Raw genomic sequence first — 20,225 nt, forward strand, 5'->3', positions numbered from 1 at the left:
TGCTATTGAATAGCATTCATTTTTTTCTGGTTGTATATAAATCAGAAGCTTCATCAAAGTAAAAGCGGCGTTTTTGTTTGCCAAACACGACTAATATAACATGAACGAACAATACGATCGTTAAAATGAGAGAGGTCAATCCAGCACCTAGCGTTAAGAATATAGATGCCTTATAAAATGGAGAATCCATTGATATTTCCACATTATTCAACGTTTTCGCAATGACTGTTATGAAGTACATCGCGTAAATGGCACCAAAGCGTTTAAATAATCGTTTGTTAGTTTCCACTCGACTTATTTTACTGTCATAGCGATAACGCATTATTTTCGTACCGATTGTCGATCCATTCCAAATCATCGGAATAATAAAAAAGGTTACAGAAAGTGTAATGGTGCTCGCAATAAATTCACTAACCATATTAACGTTGGTCATACTCAACACAACTTTAACTACTAGGTTGCTGATAAATAGATCAATAATAACAGCCAGTAACACAGACATCCCTCTTACTTCATCAAGCGCTAATAATCTTTCCGCTTTCTCCTTAATTTTCTTTTTTGACGGGAATAACGCCAACACAGCTGGAGCAATAAAGAACCCCAGTACACCGCCAGTAGTATTTAACAATAAATCATCCACATCAAAAATACGATAAGGGCAATTATAAATCCCGTAAATGCCGGTTACCTGTGTTATCTCATAAAATAAAGTTAATAAGAACGTGAAGCCTAGAGCTTTCTTCCAATATTTCTTATCTTGAAAAAAGTATCGCAGATAAACACCAAAAGGTAATAATAGCAAGAAATTAAAAAACGCTTGATAGAATGAGGGTTGGCTAAATAATAGCCTATAAGTTGCAGGCTGTGATAACACGATGCCACTATTCCCAAAGGTGCCCACTATAAATTGAAATGGCATAAGTGAATAATGTTGTGTGTCCGGTTTTTGTAGCGAACAAGTGTTACGTATTTCCGGCAACGGCAACAATACTAAAAATAACGCTGCTAGAAAGTAAAAGATAAATGAAAACGAAATTAACGTGGTAGAAAAGGGAAGGTAATTATATTTTCTATAGGTATAAATGAGCCATGGGATAAAAAAGGCAAATGCTAAAACCACAAAAAAGATCGCTGCCACAAAGATCGGTTGAGTATATGCTGACATTTCTAGTTCACACCCCAAAATGATTTAGTATTCATATTAACCATAAAACTGATTCTAATTCAACTGGAGTTGGAACATTTTATCAAATTTAAGGATCCTGTAATGTTGGCATCAATTTAATGTAAGGTTCGCAACTTATACTGACTCCTAGGCAAATAAAAATATTTTCAAAGGAGCACTATTAATGAATCCCTCCATTTCGCAAAAAGAAAGAATCATTTCACTCGACATCATTCGCGGACTTGCTCTTTTTGGCATTCTGCTTATAAATGTTGGAGCCTTTAAAGTTATTATGGAAGGAGATCCCTTACCAGACTATAGTGGCATTAATGGAATCATCCATAGCTTGATAATCATCTTCGTACAAAAAAAGTTCTTTTCTATTTTTTCATTCCTATTTGGTGTAGGTCTATACATTTTCGCCTCAAGAGCCGAAAGCCGGGGAGATAAACCCAGATGGCGTATGGCTAGACGTTTACTAATCCTTTTGCTGCTGGGAATCATTCATGTATTTATCTTTTGGGGAACCATTCTGCCCGCATATGCCATTATCGGATTGTTTCTGATCCCTTTTTATCACACAACGGTTTCTACACTTAAAAAGTGGCTTATGGGTATGACATCCATTTACATCATTTCCTTAGTGGTAAAAATATTCCTACCTTCTCAAGGGGCAATCTCATCTATTCTTGATATTTTTTCTAATGACGCTATACAAATCTTTATTATGTTTTTAGCTGGTTTTTTAACCGCAAAGTCAGGTTGGCTGACACACATACAAGAATTAACAAGACCCATTAGATGGATTCAAATGGTATCATTTCTGTTGTTCATTGGTTTTTCACTATGGATTTGGAACGCTTCCCAAAATGGGAACAGCAATGTAGATTCAGTTACGGGCTTAGGATCTCTCCCAACCACTTTGTTCTACTTAACAACATTATTTCTACTATTAGAAAATAAACAAATGGTGAAATTCCTGAAACCTATATCACGGGTGGGTCAAATGGCGTTTACAAATTATGTAGCACAAAGCATTATAGGGACGGCAATCATTTCAATGATAGGTCTCGAAGTCGTTTCACCAAAAGATATTCTCTACATCGCAGTTCTGATTTATATGATTCAAATCATTTTTAGCACCATTTGGTTCAAGTTTTTTTCCATGGGCCCTTTAGAAAAGGTTTGGCGCTTGATGACCTATGGAACAAAGCCTGCAATCAAACGATAAAAGCTTCGCTTTCCTCGCCTCAATTCAAGTCGGAATTTCTTATCTAAACCCAAAAACCCCTTTTAAAAAGGGGTTTTTGGGTTTAAGCGCTTTAACTTTTAGGCGACAGATCACAACATGAACTTTATGAATTAGAGAATTAAGTCCAAAGCATCCTGCGAAATCCACACTTTATCTTTAATCATTACTGTCAGCACATTTAGTTTCGTTGTTTTGCCATCCTGAATGGCGATATTTTTATCTATAGGCAGCTTGAGAACTTGGCCTGCTTTTTTCACTACAACCACCGGATTAGTCTTATCGGTCTTATCTAGGGTAATCGTAGCTCCTTTGGCCTTGAATTTATCACTGGATACGTACAGTGTATCCTGAAGCTGCGCCAGATTGAGTCCGGTTACTTCTTGAATATACTTATTCACATCCGTATTCTGGATTACACCGCTGTTCATGAAATCGGTCGGTTTAAAATTAGCCGGATGGTAGGCGAACAATCCAACTTCTTCCGATGTGTGATCATCCGTAGAGAAGGTTACTCCTATTTTATCCCCCAAAATTTTACCGATGACTGGCGAAAGGTTGTCCTGCATTCCCAATCTGACTTGATCCGCTTCTTCTTTGGTTAGATCAATAAGTCCATAATTATCCGCAAGGACCTTTTTGAAATTGCTCTCATTAATACTGCCTTCAATGTAATAACTGGTGTGCTTCGCTTTCTTCAGCACGGAGATTAGGTCTTTGGTAGAATCATAGTTCGTCATATTGAGCCCGCCGGTAGCATGATCCGAAACCGATAAGACTGCTGTATTCCCGTCTTTTTCTGCAAAATCAACAGCGGCTTTGAAGGCTTTATCAAACGCTAAGGTCTCACTCATAATCCCCACTGGATCGTTATCATGACCATACCAGTCAATCTGGCTTGCTTCGACCATCAGAATAAAACCATTCTCGTTCTGTGACAACTTCTCTATCGCTACATTGGTCATTTCGGCAAGGCTCGGTTGCTTTTGCGGGTTCAGGTCAAAATCAGCATCTAGTGCTTCGGGGTTGAATAGTCCCCAGATTTTATTCGTTTTAGAATTCATTAAACCTGCTTTATCCGTTACGTATTCATACCCATTTGATTTCAGGATTTTGGTTAAATCTTCTCCGTCCTTGCGGTTAATGTCTTCTTTGCCGGGTACCAAATACCCGGAACCGCCCCCAAGTAGTACATCTACACCACTATAGACCATCTGTTCTGCAATAGACTGCGCATTGTCACGCGTGTATGCATGACTTAAAAATGTAGCCGGTGTCGCATCCGTTAATTCACAAGTGAATACCGTTCCTGTACTTTTCCCTGCCATTCTCGCTGCATCCATAAGGGTAGGCAGAGGTTTGTTCATGTCCTCTGGTTTAACTGCGCTTACGAAAGGCATCGTTATTCGGTCTGGAAGTATGGATACCGTCTCACTCTTAACCTTATGGCCTGTGGCATAAGCCGTAGCTCCCGCAGCGGAATCTGTGGTCAGTGAATCCGTAGAATAGGTTCTCACCAGCCCGCTGAAATACTTATCCATCGCAAGCGCCTGACCTCCCTGATACCATCTGGCCAAGTTCACATCGGATAAGCTCATCCCATCCGTAATAAACAGGATTACGTTTTTGACAGATTTGTTGGTAGGAGCATCAGAGTTATTGGCGCCATCGGCGTAGGATGTTCCGTTGCCTGCTGCAAGCAGACTGCAAACCATAACTGTACTGCAAATTCTCCCGATAACCTTTTTGCGCATTTGAATCCTCCTCTAGCAGATTTTGTTAAGTACGTTACTAGTTTAAAGGAGGATTGTTTGCGGGAGCAGCACCTATTCTCTTATTTTATATTAAATTCTATGCATATTTTGTCTTGACCTGTGCTACTGATATTTGTAAAAAAGGGGCGCCCTAGGGGCACCCTTTGCATTATTATTGTCTTATTACGAGGACATCTCGAGGCGCTCTACCCGTGCTTTGAATTTGGGAAATTTCGGAGCTTGTAAGGATACGGCCTACCAATATCAACGAAGATGTGACATTGTTAAAGTTAAAATTATTCAAGTTCGCTACGTTTTGGCTGCCACGGAATACACGGAACGATCCCTGAAAGTTAATTCGCGAAAATAGTACAAGCGTTACTTGAGAGCTCTGCACAACATTTCTGAGACGGAAACTCGAGAGAACGTTGTTAAACCGAAACGCTCCAAGATCACGAACCGCAACTCCCCCACGTCTGAATCGAATCCGGCGATTGGTAAAATTAGTACCCGACCAAAGAGTAAGACGTATATCACTGTTAGCCAACTAAATCAACTCCTTCTCTGAGATTGATATAGTCTATTACTAACTTCAAAGAACGGTACAAGACAAATACAGTTGCACAAATGATTGTTTTTCAGATTTCCCTACGGTGGTATTATCCAAATCACCGAGTCGAGCCTCGGATATGTTAGCAGCCGAAGTGATTTTCCAGTTATATTCATCTAACTATTAGACACTTTCTTATACGTTAGGAGCGAATATGAAAAAAATAACTCAAACATTCGGGTATTTAGGTAGTACAATGTTGGCTGCAGCTTTACTGTCATGGATCTGCGTATTTTTGATTCACGGCTTACCTGGGGTCTATATATGGATGGCACTTAAATTTATCATCCCAATTCTAGGTTTCGTAGGCCTAATATTAAATATCTTTTTAATTATACTTTCAAGGGACAAATGCAGAGGTTATGCCGTTAAAAGGAACTCAAGTCACGCCAATGCGCAATGAATCATGATCTGGTAAAAAGTGAAGCTATCTTTTGGAGGAGTTACCTAGGAGGAATGGACAGCTTCAACAACTATGAAAAAAAGGCGTTAACGGATGCCTAAGCCCCGTCAACGCCTCCTCTATCCATTCATTGCATTCCTGCCTCTGCTGGAAGCGAATTATTTCTTGTCCCCACTGCTTTAATCACGAAATTGTAGGCTTTAGCAGAATCTATGCCGTTTAATGTATAACTGTAACTCGTCTGACCGCTTACCGTCGGCACATACACGCTCCAATTTGTGCTGACTTTATCATTTTTCTCGTAAATCCGGTAACCTCGCACAGGCTCAGAGCTATTTGCTGGCGCTTTCCACGAAAGAACTGCACGGTTCCCTGACTGTCTTACTGCACTTGGATTTTCTACAATGCCGGGTTTGACGTCAGTCCGTTTAATACTGTAAGCATCATAGACGGCAAGAGGTTTATCTTTAACAGCTGTGTAGGATGTGAATTTCAGCACGTCGCTTGTAATGGAAACATCCACGAACATTTTCTTATTGGGCTGGTCGTTTTTTGCTGCAAAAAAAGTGTCTGCATCTGGATTAATGGCATAAAATTTCGAAGCGGCCGAGTTGCCCATCAGATACACGGTCCCTTTGGGATTCAGCACATTTCCTTGCTCATCGGTAATAACATTCTTAATCGGAACGTTGTTCAGCATTTGAAAAGACCTCATATACATATGGTCATGTCCCTCAAACACCATATCCACACCCAGCTCATCAAATACAGGAATTAGATATTTCCGGTAAAATTCTACCCGGTCGCTTTCTGCCGAAGCATTATCCCCTGAAGAATACGCTCCCTTATGCATCGAGACGAATTTCCACTTCTTGTCGGTCTTTGCCACTTGATTCCGCATCCATTCCAATTGCTTCGTGAACTGAATATCCGCTTTATACGGCTTAACCTCCCCTTCGTACTGGGAATTGATCTGCATAAACAGGGCATCGCCGTATTCGAAAGCATATACCGACCCGTCATGAGCGCCCGTCCCGACATCTTTTGGAAGATTAAAATGGTTATAGAAGTTGTTATTCGGATAATCCTCTATCTCATGGTTGCCGATAATCGGTGCAAATGGCACATTGGCAAATTCTTTTTTCGGCACACCTAAGAACCACTGCCACAACTGCTCCAGATCACCGTCATCCGTTAGATCCCCTGTAAGAAGAACAAACTTGGGATCTACCGTTTTCTCAATAGCTCTCTTAAAAGTATCCTGCCACAGATCGAAATTCGATTTACTTGAGCCTTGGGTGTCGGTTACATAGAGGAAATGGAAATCCTGATTATCCGCCTTGTCCGTGGTAAAAGAACCCGCCTCGCTCCAGCCGTCCGCATCACCGTTACCGGCCCGGTAGATATACTTGGTTCCAGGCTTAAGACCGCTTGCAATAACCTTGTGGCTGGCGAACTTTTTATACTTTTTGGAGCTTCTGTCTCCTGATGTCATTAAGGTTTCAATAACTGTTGCGCTGCCCTCATAAGAAGCTGCCAGTTGTTCCGGGAACTCGCTTCCTCCCGCATTGGTGGCCTCCACTACTTGCACTACTGTACCTCTGACGGTTTCGGCTGTATACCAGTCAAAGGCAATACTTGTCTTTGGGTCTCCATTAAAAGTCATGTTCAGCAGCGTTGGAGTTTTGATGCCGGTATCCGGAGACTTCGTCTTAAAACTCCATGTAATATCGTTCTCAGGTGTACGGCCATCCGTAGTCCCCTTAACAAGCTCTTTAGGGACGGTCACGTTGTAAGTTTTGCCGGCAGTGAAATTAGGGTGGCTGACTTTGACTGTGTCTTGACCGAGGAGTGAAGCAGAAATGTTGGTAAGAGGAAGATTGTTTTCTGTGATTACAACTTGATAACTATTGTCGAGGCTGATGGCTTTGTTAAACTTCACGGTGATCTCTGCGTTAAGGGGAACATCTGCAGCCCCTGAAGCGGGAGTTTTGCTTACCTCAAGTGTGGGAGTGTTCCCAGGTTCGCCGCTGCTGCGTGTTCCTTTAATTATCACATCTTTGATTCTGCTTGAGCCTGAGCTGGACACCGTTCCCCCGCTTACGCTTTTCGCAGAGTTTACCACCCAGCGGATATAGAGTACATCTTGATTGTTTGTTCCGGCAGGCAAAGCGAGGTTAGTTAATTTGCAGGAATTATTGGAACAATTAAAATTGTTCTGGGCTAGAACAAGGTTGCCGCCCGTAACATCTATCCATTCCTGTTGATCTATACTGTATTGCACCTTAAAATCCCTGGGTCCTGTACTTGAAGAGGTTTGCTGTGAAGAGAGGAAGATCCCTTCGAAGCCTTGGGTAGAAAGCGTGGCAAGCCAGTATTTTAGGCCCGTTCCTTCATGCCAGCCCTGGTTGCGTACGCTGTTCTCACTTGACTCATAGGTGTACGCATCCGTATTAGTTCCTACATCACGAATGGATGAAGACGTCTGATATACCCCGCCTGTAGCCGGAAATACACCGTTTTCGCCTTTGTCTTTAAAAATCCACTGGGCAATCGTTTCCTGAACTGCAGTTGCTTCATTTACAAGGTCTTCCTCAATTTCTTCCCTTCCTGCTGAGACAAAACCGGTCAACTCCATGGCAAGCAGCAAACCTATAACCATTAGACTGATTACCTTGTAAAATCTATTTTTGAGATAAGATTGGTTGTTATCCATTCAGCCCATCTCCCTCTTCCTTAATCTCACTTATCATCGAACCGCCGTCTCCGAGAAGAACGGCGGTTCTGCCCTTACCTTCCGGTTATTGGAGTTCCCAGTCGGTGACTTGAAGGATTGCCGAATCTGCACCCTTCAGGTCTGTCTCTCCCATGTTCAGCAAATTGCTCCACTGCTTCACACGGTTCTTGCCGTTAGGCGGAGAGTTGTACTCATTAGTATCCACAATCTTGGTCCGTTCTTTATAAAATTTGGTCATAAAAGTCTTCTCATCCGTGCTGCTTCCGGATTTACCCAAAAGCCCTTGAAGGGTCTCGGAGCCGCCGGTAGCTCCATGGTTCAGCGCTGCATCCACGAAGGAACCAATAGTTAATGCCGAGTTAAAGCCGCGTTTGCGGGCCTGCTCCACACTGTATTTAATATAGATATTGTAGAACGTTTTCCACATAGCCTCTCTCCACTCGGGATCATTTTGCAAATTGCCGATTTTTCTGCAGAAGCTCTCTTCGCTTTCATTGATCTCGAGGATCTTCCCTTTCATCGAACCCTTAACACCGATCCGGGCCAATGCGCCTTTAACCGAAGGATTACTCGCGCCTTTGGCAGCGTCATATGCCTTGAACAGATCCGGACCGTCGGGACCGGTATCATTTGAGCCGCCTGTAGTCGCACCGAATATTCCAATCGTATACCCGCGGTCATCATCAATATCTTCACAATATCCGTAAAAATTGATCCAGTTCAGATCGTCCTGCTCCGGTTTGTTGACAAGCATCATAATATTGTTCCACTGCTCACCATCCAGACCTGTGTTGTCACGCAAGAATTGAAGTGTTGCCGGTGAGAAATTAGAATCAGGGTTCCCTGCCGCATAACTTTTCTGTTGAGATGTTTTGGACAGACAGCCATAAGAAAAAATCATTGAAAAACTGAGCAGAATCATCAATGAAAATTTCATCTTCTTGGAAACCTTACTCTTCGTTGAATTTAGCACCGCAATCTCTCCTTTAATTGAATAGTTTAAGCGCTTTAACTTTTAGTGGCAGTGAACCTTATCCCTAACCTATCTGAGCATGACAGCCCTCCTTTTTCCAACACTTGGTAATTCAATTTAAGCTTATCTCAAAAACTTTGTCCAAACAGCACGTATTTTCTTGTAAATATTAATTTTTATACATATGTTGCTACAAACCATAGATTAAGTCTACAATCCTCTTAGGAGGTGCTGAATGAAACCGGTATTTTATGAGTCTACTCTTTTTGACATCAGCCGCAAGAAACAGGTATACACCAGCATGCCTTCAAGACACTATCATGATGCATATGAGATTCTGTATTTAATATCCGGGGATTTTTATTATTTTATAGGGGACAGAACTTACCAGGTTGCGGGCGGAACACTACTATTTATGGATATTCACGAAATGCACAAACTGGTCAATTCCGGCTGCAATATGTATGAACGGGTTACACTCCTGTTTAAAAAAGAATTCCTGCAGCATTTCTGCACCGGCAGTCAATGTGAGGAACTGCTCGAATTGTTCAAAAGTGATTACCGTGCTTTGAAGATGACCGGGATGGATCAATATTTCATCGAACAGCTTTTTCAGAAAATGATCCAGGAGGGGAAGAAGCAAGCCCGCGGATATGAACAGTACCAACAAATATTATTGGTGGAGCTGCTCCTCTATCTTAATCGTAAACTATTTGACAGCCGCGTAGCTTCATTTGTAGAATCCAATCGTACACATAAGAAAGTCCTGGACATCGTTAATTATGTAAATCAACATTATATGGAACCGCTCAAGCTCTGTGAGATTTCACGGCAATTCGACATAAGCTCTTCCTACCTTTGCCGCACTTTTAAAGAATCCACCGGGTTCAGCTTCATTGAATATATCAATAACATCCGCATTAAAAAAGCGCGTGATTTGCTGGTTGGCTCTTCTTTTAATGTTACTGAAATTGCGGGAATGGTTGGGTTCGATAACACCTCCCACTTTGGACGAACCTTCAAATTAATAATGGGCATCTCGCCGCTCTGCTTCCGCAAACAATTTAAGTCTTAATAACAAATCACTGGAATACATCAAGACATTTCATCAAGCCTAACAAATTGCAAGTTTCTTGCCTGTAGTTGGTTTAGCACTTCTTCTAAAGCTTGCAGCATAAAATAAGGAGCATGCCGGTCCGCGCCCGCAGTCTCTCCGCTGTCGTGAAGTAAAACAACGGAGCCATCGGTGATTCCACCTAATAAAATGGCCTGCATCCGGGTTTGACAGGCCCGGATGTTCCAGTCACTCGCCTTCAGCGACCATAGATCAATTCGATACTGCTTGTGCCGAAAGAAATCAAATAGATTGATTAATCCCCAGGGTGGACGGTAATGATTGGGTCTGATTCCGACAATAGACTCTATAATATCAGCGGAGCGTTCCAGATGTTCTCGCCTAATCGTACTGGGCAGCATCAGCCAATTAGAGGTATGGCAGTAATTATGGATGCCAATCTGATGGCCTTCCCGATCCATTCTTCTGATCAGATCTGGATACTGCTCCGCTCGCGCTCCAAGCACGAAAAAAGTAGCCTTCACTTGATGTAACTTCAATAAATCCAGCAACTCCGGCGTATATTTCGGATGTGGCCCATCATCAAAAGTGAATGCCACCTGTTTTTCTACCGTTCCTTTGCGAAAGACACCAAAGCCGCTCACTCGTGTAATCAAACTTGGAATAAACATGTAAAGAGTAGCGGCACATAGTATTCCTCCTATCAGATATGTAAGTATGATTACACCTCCTTATAACAAGCTTAAGACCTATCCAGAGTAGTTCTGTCCGGGTGAAAATCGATTTTTCAGTGAGGCGCGTGAATGGATCAGTAACATCGGGACCAGTTGCTCTGTTCGCCGATTGATTCTTTGTCTCCCTTCAGGATGCATGGCAGACAGCAGCAATCGAAGATAGATGGTGGTGATGCGTTCGAAAACGCCGGACTTTATATTTTGTTGTTCAAAACCAAGACCGTGCGTTAATCCCCGATGGAGCAGTGTAATCCCCAATAAAGCCTTGACCTGCCTGAACTCCGACTGCGATTCGAACGCTTCATTGATTTGCTGCATTGATTTGCGCAGCATGCGAGCCGTTTGCAGTGCGGCACGATCCGATCCTTCGGACCGGATCAACTTCAGGATTCTTTCATTGTCGAGGTGGAGTTCTCCCACCCACTCTCCCTGATTGATGACCGTGGCGTCTTGGCATACAATAGGCTGTCCCCGGTGCTTTTTTAGCATCACGGTACATATACCAAAGCGTGACTTATGTGATCCGCGAAAATGTGAAAGCAACGCAAAAGTTTTTTCCCACATCATCCAGACGGACTGCACCGTGTTTTTACGTATTTTGAAACCCAACTTTTTCACCATCCTTAAAACGGTTATTGTCTCTTATTTCATCCATTGTACCTAACGAAACTTTCTTTTTTCCTAACGTCTACTTCTATTTGACGCTATTCACCGGAATTTCTCTGCGTGTAAATCAGATTTTTTATACAATTATTTTCATTAAGATCTAAATTTGTGGCATCTAGTTAAAAAAACTTTCTGACCTAAAAAAAGGACAAAATTTAGTAAGTCTTAAATTAGACAACTTCTGCAAGAAAATCCAACTACATAAAGAAAAACCCATGTCTCTTGGACATGAGTTTCGGATGTTATCTTTTTGACTAAATCAATCTGGTTTCACTATCATTCCAAACTACCCCACTCTACCACATCTCCGCTGGTGGCCTTCACGGCATAATCACAATCCAGCTTTCCGCACAGCACATACCTCTTCTGCCCAGGATCATACACATATACGGGTGTAAATTCGAACCATCCCTTGAGCTTGTCATAAGCTTCGTCATGGCTCACAGCAATTTTCCCTTCACTCTTGAATTCATCAAACGTATCGAGCATTAGCTTGTTATCCATATAATTTATAACCTTATAATTGTTCGTATCGATGAACAGAAGGAGCTTACGCTGAAAAATACGATTACTTGATACATTCTTCCTCAATGTCGCTTGAATATGTCCTCTTTCCCGATGTAAAGTCTTCAATATCCATTGTCCGGATTCTTCCGGATAGAGCTGGCTTAAACCAATTTCGACTGCGGTTATACATTGGGCTTGTTCTATGTCTGTGATTGAAAATGAATCTGGATGCGGCTCACGTGCTATTGCCTGTTCGATTGTAACCACTTCTTGCAGACGGATCTCCGTCCTTGCGAACTGTCTCGTGTCCGCTTGCTCCCACTGCATTACTTGATCAATATTCAGTCGTGCTCTCGTTCCTGATATCATCTCAAATAGAATTGTGGTTGTTCCATCATTTGTAATGTAGATTTCTTCTATCCCATAGATCGGCAGGAGATGCTTCATCTCGTACACTGGATATTCTATAAGCTGTAGTTGGTTTTTAGCCAGTGGCTCTACCGCTTGAAGCGTGAGAGAATAATCCTCTTTTTGCACAAGGGAGCTGGAAGGAAACTGGCCATAGACACTATAAAAAATAATTCTACCTTCCGCATCGAAGCGTAACTCCATTCGCCCGCCGGGAGAGATGGGTATACCGTCTATACATTCAGCAAAATGATATTCTCCTCTTTCTTCCTTCACTAAGTAGAATTGTTTACCATATTCAAGCCCTACTTCAGCTTCCATCCACTGAATAACGCCGTTTAATTCAATGTTTTGGAACGGTGTTCGATTTGCATAAGATTTCCCTCCAACAAAAATAACACTTTTATAGTTATTGGATAGCAAGTCAAGCGTAATGACTGCAGTTCCTTCCGGATTATAATCTTCCTTCCATTCCTTAATGTGAGAAGGAAACCATTCCATACTAAGCAAATAGTCGGTTTCTCCCAGCATCGTAACTTCACGATAAATTTCATTTGTATGTAAATAGTAGTTGTCCAGTCCATAGGTTTGCTGTGTAGCATTAACTAGTTCTTTGATTCGGAAATCCATATCAGTGCACCCCACAAAATTGATACCTATATCATATCATTACTTAGCAATGATTATGAAGCGCAGCGAATCATATCTCCTACATATTCTACGATCTTATGTAACGGGTTTTGCTGGTGTTCAGAAAATGATCAGTAGCTTGGGGTTTAATAATGCAGAGTGTATCAATCGATTGGACAAGTCAGGAAAATTCACCCTGCTGACTCAGACCTTGCCAGAATACTAAACGTGTATAGTGAACACATATTTTAATGGAGGTATATCATCATGATTGACATCATCGACGGAAATGCGGCATTAATACATTTTTTTCCACTTCCGGCGCATCTTTATTCTAAGAATATTGCTTGTATTGTTGCTGTGGCGCATGCAGAAGAACGGGGTCCAAATTTAACAGGCCTCATAAATGCTCTATACTCGAAGGGATATACAGATCTTGAACATCTATTAAATTCCACATGGAAAAAACTATACCAAGTTCCGAGGTTGGGCCAGCAAAGACTGGTGCTTCTACTTAGTTTACTAGAACGAATTTCTGCAGATCCCAAGACCATAGAAAACTATACAGCTGTCCCTCATGTTACCATCCACAGTAAAAAGGAAATGAAAGAATTAACATTAAAGAGGATCATTAAGAAGTATAACGAAACATCTGTAGAGGTATTAACTGAAGACACCGAAAAAGAAGCTCGTTTAAAGAAAATTAAAGATAGACTCCGAGAAATGGGGATGATCGTATAACAAAACCCCGTCAGTATAGTGAAGTGCACCCCTTAGAATAGACATTGGACAAACCTCTGGGTCATTCCGATTTCTATTCTAGGGGTGTGACTTTCAATTCATTTAGTAATCGCGCGCTGCATCGAACCAGCGTTGAGCCATCTCCTCTGTGATAGGCTGGCCAATCAGGTGGTCAGACTGGCTAAGTTGCCATACCGCTTCACCAAGGTCTTCTCGTTCGGTGGTTTCGATGCCCTTAAGATTGTTGAAGCGCACGGTGAAAGCGGTAATGGCGGCCTCGGCTTCAGCAAAGCTACGGGCTTCGGACAAGGTTACCTGTGCAACGTTGTAAGCTTCATTAGCCAGCTTGGCTAGACGTTTAGCCCAGGAGGAGAATGGGCGGCCAAACTCGGTCGTCCACCACTCTGGCTTTCGTAATTGGCTCACTGAAGCATGGTCGGTCCAAGGACGGGTTTCAGCGCGAGTTTTCATTTGCTTTTTTATACGCTTGCCAGCGCTTTCTTCGACATTGTAGGCGATGAATCTGTCAAGCAACGGCCACGCGTTCAAGGTCGGCAAGTCCCCCAGATCAGGCATGAAGCGCAGCTCCAGATTCGTTAACTGGGTATGATGAGCTAATAAATTCAGGTCGCAGAAGTTTCCCCACAAACTCAGTGATTTAAGGTTTGGGTACCGGTTTAGACACTCTAGCGAGATGGGCTGTCCCAGCGGTGCGTTATGTAGCGTCAAACTCGTTACCTGGTGCAGCTCCCCCATATCGGGCAGCAAAAAAGGGGGATCATTCTTACGTCGGCCGGTGCGCGGTGCTAGTGTAAGAGAAGATGGCATTTCGCCTGTGGCCGAGAAGCGTGATAGATCGCCGGACACACTCAGGCGGAAAGGCTGCTTCGGAAGTATTAGGCTAAGGGACCTCCCGGATGGTTCCAACTCGACATGTAAGCCATGCAAATTGGACTGACTGGCGTCCGCCACCGTGTCTGCAGACAGGATCGGAGTCCATGTCATCTCTTCAATGGGACGTTTCTGTGCCCAGTCAAAAAAGCCTGAATCACTGCCTGTATAATGCAGAAATCGCGGCCAGGGAGAGCCAGCCGGTGTGGCAAAGACATCGAATACGGTCCAATCGATAGGCGCATCAGACGCGACATGAAGGTCAACCTTTTTCCCCAATTGCGACGGACCCATGGATAGACTGCCCACACCGGACTTAAGGACAAGAGTATGACTACGTGGACCTGTCAGGTTGATAGGATAACTACCAACTTCTCTAACAGAACCAGCTGAAGGACCAGCTTGGCTATCATTTGGCATTTCTATCATCCTTTCCTCTAATGCATATCAAGATCTAACTATTCACACCTGACTCTATCTTCTCTGTAATAAATTGTTTGAATCTTGTAAAATACCGCTCTGATGCTTCCCAGCGCCTAAGATCCAAATAGGACATGTCCTGCTTGCCATATTGATCGGGCGGCTGATAATGCCGGGAAACATAAGTTCCATTGTCCACTGTATAAAAATAATACGCTTCATCTGGAGTCCTGATTTCAATCCGACCATGTAGAAGGTCTCCGTCCTCGTCCGTATGCGTTTGACGGAAGCTGTAACATTTAGAGCCGTCCCAGAACCCGCCATTATCCTCCACTTCCGAATATAATTCCCGAATTACAGTGTGTTGCAAAATGTCTTGCACATACTGTACCTCAATGTTTCGTAGATAAAGCTCAGCCATATTAACGCAGGTCAGCAACATCGTCCAGCAATCGCTAATCTCTGCTAGTTGTTCCTGAGACTCTTCTGTAATGTCCTCCCACTCAGACCCTTCTTCTATGGTTCTCTTCAACAAACCGACAGAATGATCTTGCTCAAGCCAAATATAATAGTGATGCCGGTTATCATTCATATAAACGCTAAGATCCCGCTCATCCCCGTCAGCATCAATATGCTCCAGTTGAACTTTGAAAAAAACGTCTTGCTCCCGAAAATTAAAAGAAGGCTTGTCACTTGGCATTAAAATACACTGCGTCAACTTCAATATATTTTCTTCATTGATTGTGTTATGGGTGAAATATAAATGAACAGCTTTCTTGCTAGCGGGGGATTCCTTTATTTTTTTTAGAGCAGAACGGCCTTCTTTAATTACGTTCACCAGTGTGCCAAAGGAAAAGTCCTCCTCATCCTCTTCCATATCCAAAAAAACTTCATCAATCAACACTTCATGAATGTCTACCGGAAGCTCCTGAAATACGCCGTCCCCCTCCCACACATTTACTAAGCATGCGATCGATTTATGTCCGTCCACTTTGAAACTGTACTCGTCATCCTGAACCAAAACCGCAGCGCTGAGATCACCTTTAACAATCGTTTCCCCATGATTGTAGGAGCCACATAATATTTCCTCAATCATCAGGTTGCCCGAAACATAAATTTCCTGACCGCCTACAGCTATATTTTTCGCACTCATAATACCGGTCACCAAAAGCCCTATGGCACCATCCGTTTCTTTATTATAAAGATTGTCTACAGTAAAATTTCCTTCTATAAAAATGATGATTACCTCTTTTTGTTGCGGGAAAGGTTGCTCCCAATCTAGATTAAGAGAAGGCAGCGTCAAATCCCCTTCATAGTAAGCGGCAAGTTGCTCGTCACTAAAATCTTGGTAAAACTTCGCCCACCAAGATCCTTCGGGAAATTTATCTGCTAGTTGGCTAATAGGAATGAATCTGAAAAGATTGCTCATAAATTATTTTCCTCTCATTTTAAATCCGAATATAGTAGACGATTTCCGAAAGCGGAGGCTTCTACTCCGCCGCTTCCGCCAACCATACTTGCATAGCTGGAGATTCTGCCCGATTCAAACGGAGGGCGATTTCAGTATTGATCTCATCCGGAGGCATGACTTCGACAAGGACGCATACTGACTCTCGCAGTTGATTCAAGGCAAACACACCTTCATCATCGAGTATTTTCATCGCCAGTTCCATGGCTTTCAGCCTCAAATCAAACTCGCGATTCCCTTCGTCATCCTCAAGAACCGCAATGAAAGAACGATCGGTAAATCGTTGTTTAACATTATCAAAGTTCTCATCGCCGAAACAACAATAGGGCGAATCCGCATAAGACCATTTGATAAGTTCCGCAATCGTCGATGCCGGTGTGTCACTTTCGACGCCTTGCCTGGCTGCTTCTACCTCCAAAGCTTCCCACGACCAGGCGGAGATACTTGGCGCATGTCCCTCGCCAGTAGTGTAAAGGGTACAGTAATAGTAACGTTCGCCATTTTCAAAAAGAGCGCGAAAAGACGTTCTAGCAGCATCGGCGATCTCTATCGCCAGCCTCTCTATTTCTTGCATCTGCTTCCTCCTTTCCGTTAGTGGATCCGTTCAGGCAGGATGTCTTCTATTTGCTCCAGCCTTCTAGAAATGATATGGCGGTGCTTTTTCTACTACAAGGTTATCAGGATGAACATCAGTTGGCTCATAGTCATTCATACGGAGAAGGATATACTCAATCTCTTCTAATGGCATCTGCAATTTCTGGCTGACTTCATAAAGATCCATGTCTTGCGAAAGTAGGTCCTGTGCTTGATTTAACTTTCCATTTAGCCAATTGTTTTCGAGCATCCATTTTTTCACTAGGTCCAGTAGTTGATTTTGGTTTTCCTTAACTGCATGCTTATTATATTTAGCAACTGACTCTGACAAATAGTTAAAAAGGTGAATACCTAATCCCTCACGTTGCTCATGCTTGGACATCCGTTGGTACTGCTCATAACTTATGCTGATATCTAATTCGAGGGTATGATCCCTGCTATCAAACCGTCTGGATGTTTTTCTACCATAACCTTCAGGTAAAACACGCAACACAAAAAAGATATCATAGGGAAACTCCCATGTATTTGCTAATTCCTCTAAGGGCAGCAGTTCATCTCTCAATTGACCCACACACGTTCCATGTGTATCCAAAGTAAAAACTAGTTTCATGCCTACCTCCCTCTCCCAGACTTACGGAGCACCCAGATTAGCTGTTATTTTCTGAAATCGCTTCGCAGCCTTTCGACAAGAGCCACTGCTCCATTACGGCAAACGCCTGCCCCATATCCTGTTCATAGAAGATGGCCACCTCTTGCTGGTAGGCATAATTCAACCGTACATATCCTCCCAGCTGCCGGTAGAACAGGAAACAAACATAGGCATTCTCAATAAACAAATCCGGTGGGAATTCATGTTGGCACAATCCAGCCAGTTCGGGTAGCGTAAGCTGGTCCTGCCCTTGTGGCAAACGCAAAAAGCGATGGCTGCGAGTGCCCGTCCACGGTTCATAATAGACGCTCTCCCCTTGACTGATTCCATACATCTGACGATAAATTTCGTCCAGCACCAAGGCGTACAACCCTTCGTCTTCCTGCTCCCCTGCCTGCAGGGAAATCGCCTTTACGTGCTCCGCATGCCGAGGTAGCCAAAGCAGCCCAGCTGTCTGGGGATGTATTGCCAGAAAATCTCCGTCCACCGTTGTACCTATAACGATACACTCACCGATCTGTTGTTCAGTAATGGGGCTATACTCGTCATGCTCCCATAATCCGTATTCTGCAAAAGGTTTGAGCACCTCCGCATCCGGAAACTGAACATTCAGCCACCCTCTGTAAGTCCCTTCGCCGAATCGCCGCAAAAACCGGAGGTAGCCCGGTGGATAAACAGTGGCGTCTTCCTTTGCAAGTGCTTGGTTTTGACCATCAGACAGCGGTTTTGGCCGAGATACGATGTACATAAATACTCCTCCTGCTGCCCCAACATGCAACTCTTCCAGATAAGAGAATTCTATAAAATATTGCAGGTTGAGCAGCTTTTTTATCCAAGATAATACTGAAATTTTAGAGAGTGCAACATATCAATCCCCAATTTTTGAATTCTCCAGCTTGGCCAATGCCTCGGTGTAATTTGCCCTGAACTATTTGCCACCCGTCACAAGCCCATATTTATTGAAAATCCACGATTTGCTCAAATCTTGAATCGCACCATGGCTTATACGCACAGAAGGCTTTTGCTCCTTCATAGCATCTGCATCATGCGCCGAGAAGCGAAGCGGCTTTGTCATTTTTTTAATAGCACCCGTTATTTCATCGAAAAACGTATATGTTAACGGCTTATGATCCCGAATATCCTCATAGATATAATACTTCCCTTTTTCATCTTCCAAATCTATTTGAAAGCCTTTAGGAAATGATAGCAAGATACACGGCAGTTCATCCTCTGCCCATTGTCCGTAATATGGAAAATAGACACTCTCATTTCTCGCGAAAAATCCGGAGCTTTCATTATCAGACGTAACAGAAATGGAATAAACAAAGAAAGGGGGACCCTCATTCCTTTTTTTCTCTGCCGTAAAATAATGATAAAAGGTCTGATATGCTTCATACACCTGTTTCAGATCATGCTCTGTCTGGGCATAATTGATTAGATGAAATTGCGCTTGCTTATGTTCAAAACGCTTCAAAACGCCTTCAAACTCTTCCGGCCTGATGAAGAATCTAAGTTTATAAAATCCGCTGTTCTTTAATTTATCCATTTCTTTTCGCTCACCGCCATGTATTAAAATGTCATCTCAGAGGTCCTTAGCCATTTACTCGTGTATTTTCAAAATTCATATTTCACAAATCGATTTTTGAGAGCTTCTTCGTACGGGATCCACTCCCAGTCACTCCATAAAGACATGCTTACGATTTCTGACAGCTTATCTACGGCTTGTCCCGGACTCGTAATGCCAATGAAGCCGTCAAAATCCTCATTACGGATATCCAACGCTTTTCGCAAGTAATCATCATTGAGACGCTCTTCCCGGAGTTGTTCATATTCATCCCTCGTCCACTGCTCACAAAAGATCTTTTCGGCTTGAATGTCTCCATTCTCGAACAACGACAACTCGAATATCTCCTCATTCATATATCCGGCGGTCATCACTGGCTCCCCGGTAAGCTGGGACAACGTTTTACCGGCCTTCTTCACCGTACCCCATACAAAATAATCGTGGAGCACGCTGATCCAGTTTTCGTTGCTTTTGCTTACATACATGACAACCTTGCTCTCTGGAGCTTCATGATTTTTCTTGCCTAATACTTTGGCATGCCCTTCGCTTAGCTCTCTTAATGCTTCGACAGTCTTCTCAAGGTTATTCGACTTGATATGCAAATTTGCGAATGATCTTCCCACGAAATGGCCTCCTCTAATCGCTTTTTTAATCAGCCGGATTCTTATTTATATCCTATTGATCGGTTCTATGAATGTCTCATATTTCCATTATAGTGATCGCTTGTCCTGAGTCTACCTACTTTTCACCTGGATTTTAGAAATAACCTTTGCACAAAAAGAGTTATAAACTTGACCGTTCAGCACAATCTCTAGTCCCTTCCCCACTCCGCTCTTAAAAAAAGGAGGGTATCCCTCTGCCATTTTATGACGTTTAGGACACCCTCTGTCGAGCTATTCCGCACCCCCACAACACTCTTCATCTTTCCAAAACAAAATTTTTTCGTCGTCACTTTACGTAAGGTTCAGCGCGCTGGCTGTAACGGCA

At 42.9% G+C, this 20,225-nt stretch carries 18 protein-coding genes; 3 read left to right on the forward strand and 15 right to left on the reverse strand.

Annotation, left to right across the window (positions count from 1 at the left end):
- Positions 1–16: 16 nt before the first annotated feature.
- On the reverse strand, positions 17–1,165 hold the full coding sequence (locus NST58_RS20655; protein WP_339244057.1) for a VanZ family protein: 1,149 nt from the start codon (positions 1,163–1,165) through the stop codon (positions 17–19).
- A 184-nt stretch (positions 1,166–1,349) separates the two neighbouring features.
- Between NST58_RS20655 and NST58_RS20660 the strand changes: the two genes are divergently transcribed.
- The gene (locus tag NST58_RS20660) at positions 1,350–2,396 is read left to right on the forward strand and encodes a DUF418 domain-containing protein (protein ID WP_076182853.1); all 1,047 of its coding nucleotides are present in this window, start codon (positions 1,350–1,352) and stop codon (positions 2,394–2,396) included.
- 131 nt (positions 2,397–2,527) lie between these two features.
- On the opposite strand, the gene NST58_RS20665 is transcribed toward NST58_RS20660, so the two are convergent.
- The 4 genes from NST58_RS20665 to NST58_RS20680 form a co-directional block, all read right to left on the reverse strand.
- The gene (locus NST58_RS20665; protein ID WP_339244059.1) at positions 2,528–4,168 is read right to left on the reverse strand and encodes an alkaline phosphatase; all 1,641 of its coding nucleotides are present in this window, start codon (positions 4,166–4,168) and stop codon (positions 2,528–2,530) included.
- Positions 4,169–4,340: 172 nt separating this feature from the next.
- Positions 4,341–4,715 (reverse strand): hypothetical protein, encoded by a 375-nt coding sequence (locus NST58_RS20670; RefSeq protein ID WP_076182861.1) that lies wholly within the window; start codon positions 4,713–4,715, stop codon positions 4,341–4,343.
- A 593-nt stretch (positions 4,716–5,308) separates the two neighbouring features.
- Entirely contained in the window at positions 5,309–7,897 is a 2,589-nt protein-coding gene (locus NST58_RS20675; RefSeq protein WP_339244061.1) for a metallophosphoesterase, read from the reverse strand.
- Between the two features lie 85 nt (positions 7,898–7,982).
- Positions 7,983–8,891 carry a chitosanase gene (locus NST58_RS20680; RefSeq protein ID WP_248548588.1) on the reverse strand — a complete coding sequence of 303 codons (909 nt, stop codon included), beginning with the start codon at positions 8,889–8,891 and terminating at the stop codon, positions 7,983–7,985.
- Positions 8,892–9,126: 235 nt separating this feature from the next.
- On the opposite strand from NST58_RS20680, the gene NST58_RS20685 reads away from it, so the two are divergent.
- Complete coding sequence (locus NST58_RS20685) at positions 9,127–9,966, forward strand: AraC family transcriptional regulator (RefSeq protein ID WP_076217885.1); 840 nt, start codon at positions 9,127–9,129, stop codon at positions 9,964–9,966.
- Between the two features lie 20 nt (positions 9,967–9,986).
- Here NST58_RS20685 and NST58_RS20690 read toward each other — a convergent pair whose 3' ends face one another.
- The 3 genes from NST58_RS20690 to NST58_RS20700 all read right to left on the reverse strand — a co-directional run bounded on the left by NST58_RS20690 (position 9,987) and on the right by NST58_RS20700 (position 12,911).
- Positions 9,987–10,637, reverse strand: coding sequence for a polysaccharide deacetylase family protein (locus NST58_RS20690; RefSeq protein WP_339244063.1), 651 nt, complete (start codon positions 10,635–10,637; stop codon positions 9,987–9,989).
- A 78-nt stretch (positions 10,638–10,715) separates the two neighbouring features.
- Complete coding sequence (locus NST58_RS20695; protein ID WP_076183172.1) at positions 10,716–11,267, reverse strand: polysaccharide deacetylase; 552 nt, start codon at positions 11,265–11,267, stop codon at positions 10,716–10,718.
- Between the two features lie 375 nt (positions 11,268–11,642).
- Entirely contained in the window at positions 11,643–12,911 is a 1,269-nt protein-coding gene (locus NST58_RS20700; protein WP_339244064.1) for a hypothetical protein, read from the reverse strand.
- A gap of 267 nt (positions 12,912–13,178) precedes the next feature.
- Here NST58_RS20700 and NST58_RS20705 point away from each other — a divergent pair, with 267 nt between their 5' ends.
- Positions 13,179–13,652, forward strand: coding sequence for a hypothetical protein (locus NST58_RS20705; protein ID WP_339244066.1), 474 nt, complete (start codon positions 13,179–13,181; stop codon positions 13,650–13,652).
- A 102-nt stretch (positions 13,653–13,754) separates the two neighbouring features.
- Here the strand turns inward: NST58_RS20705 and NST58_RS20710 are convergent, their stop codons facing one another.
- The 7 genes from NST58_RS20710 to NST58_RS20740 all read right to left on the reverse strand — a co-directional run bounded on the left by NST58_RS20710 (position 13,755) and on the right by NST58_RS20740 (position 19,861).
- Positions 13,755–14,963 (reverse strand): hypothetical protein, encoded by a 1,209-nt coding sequence (locus NST58_RS20710; protein WP_339248790.1) that lies wholly within the window; start codon positions 14,961–14,963, stop codon positions 13,755–13,757.
- A gap of 34 nt (positions 14,964–14,997) precedes the next feature.
- Positions 14,998–16,392, reverse strand: a complete 1,395-nt coding sequence (locus NST58_RS20715; protein WP_339244067.1) for a hypothetical protein — start codon at positions 16,390–16,392, stop codon at positions 14,998–15,000.
- A gap of 61 nt (positions 16,393–16,453) precedes the next feature.
- Entirely contained in the window at positions 16,454–17,005 is a 552-nt protein-coding gene (locus NST58_RS20720) for a DUF4303 domain-containing protein (protein WP_076301694.1), read from the reverse strand.
- A gap of 63 nt (positions 17,006–17,068) precedes the next feature.
- Entirely contained in the window at positions 17,069–17,635 is a 567-nt protein-coding gene (locus tag NST58_RS20725) for a hypothetical protein (protein WP_248548584.1), read from the reverse strand.
- A gap of 37 nt (positions 17,636–17,672) precedes the next feature.
- The gene (locus tag NST58_RS20730) at positions 17,673–18,422 is read right to left on the reverse strand and encodes a hypothetical protein (RefSeq protein ID WP_339244070.1); all 750 of its coding nucleotides are present in this window, start codon (positions 18,420–18,422) and stop codon (positions 17,673–17,675) included.
- Between the two features lie 180 nt (positions 18,423–18,602).
- On the reverse strand, positions 18,603–19,220 hold the full coding sequence (locus NST58_RS20735; protein WP_339244072.1) for a hypothetical protein: 618 nt from the start codon (positions 19,218–19,220) through the stop codon (positions 18,603–18,605).
- Positions 19,221–19,288: 68 nt separating this feature from the next.
- Positions 19,289–19,861, reverse strand: coding sequence for a hypothetical protein (locus NST58_RS20740; RefSeq protein ID WP_339244074.1), 573 nt, complete (start codon positions 19,859–19,861; stop codon positions 19,289–19,291).
- Between the last annotated feature and the right edge of the window lie 364 nt (positions 19,862–20,225).

This window comes from Paenibacillus sp. FSL R10-2796 (assembly GCF_037965315.1).
GTDB lineage: Bacteria > Bacillota > Bacilli > Paenibacillales > Paenibacillaceae > Paenibacillus_AQ > Paenibacillus_AQ odorifer.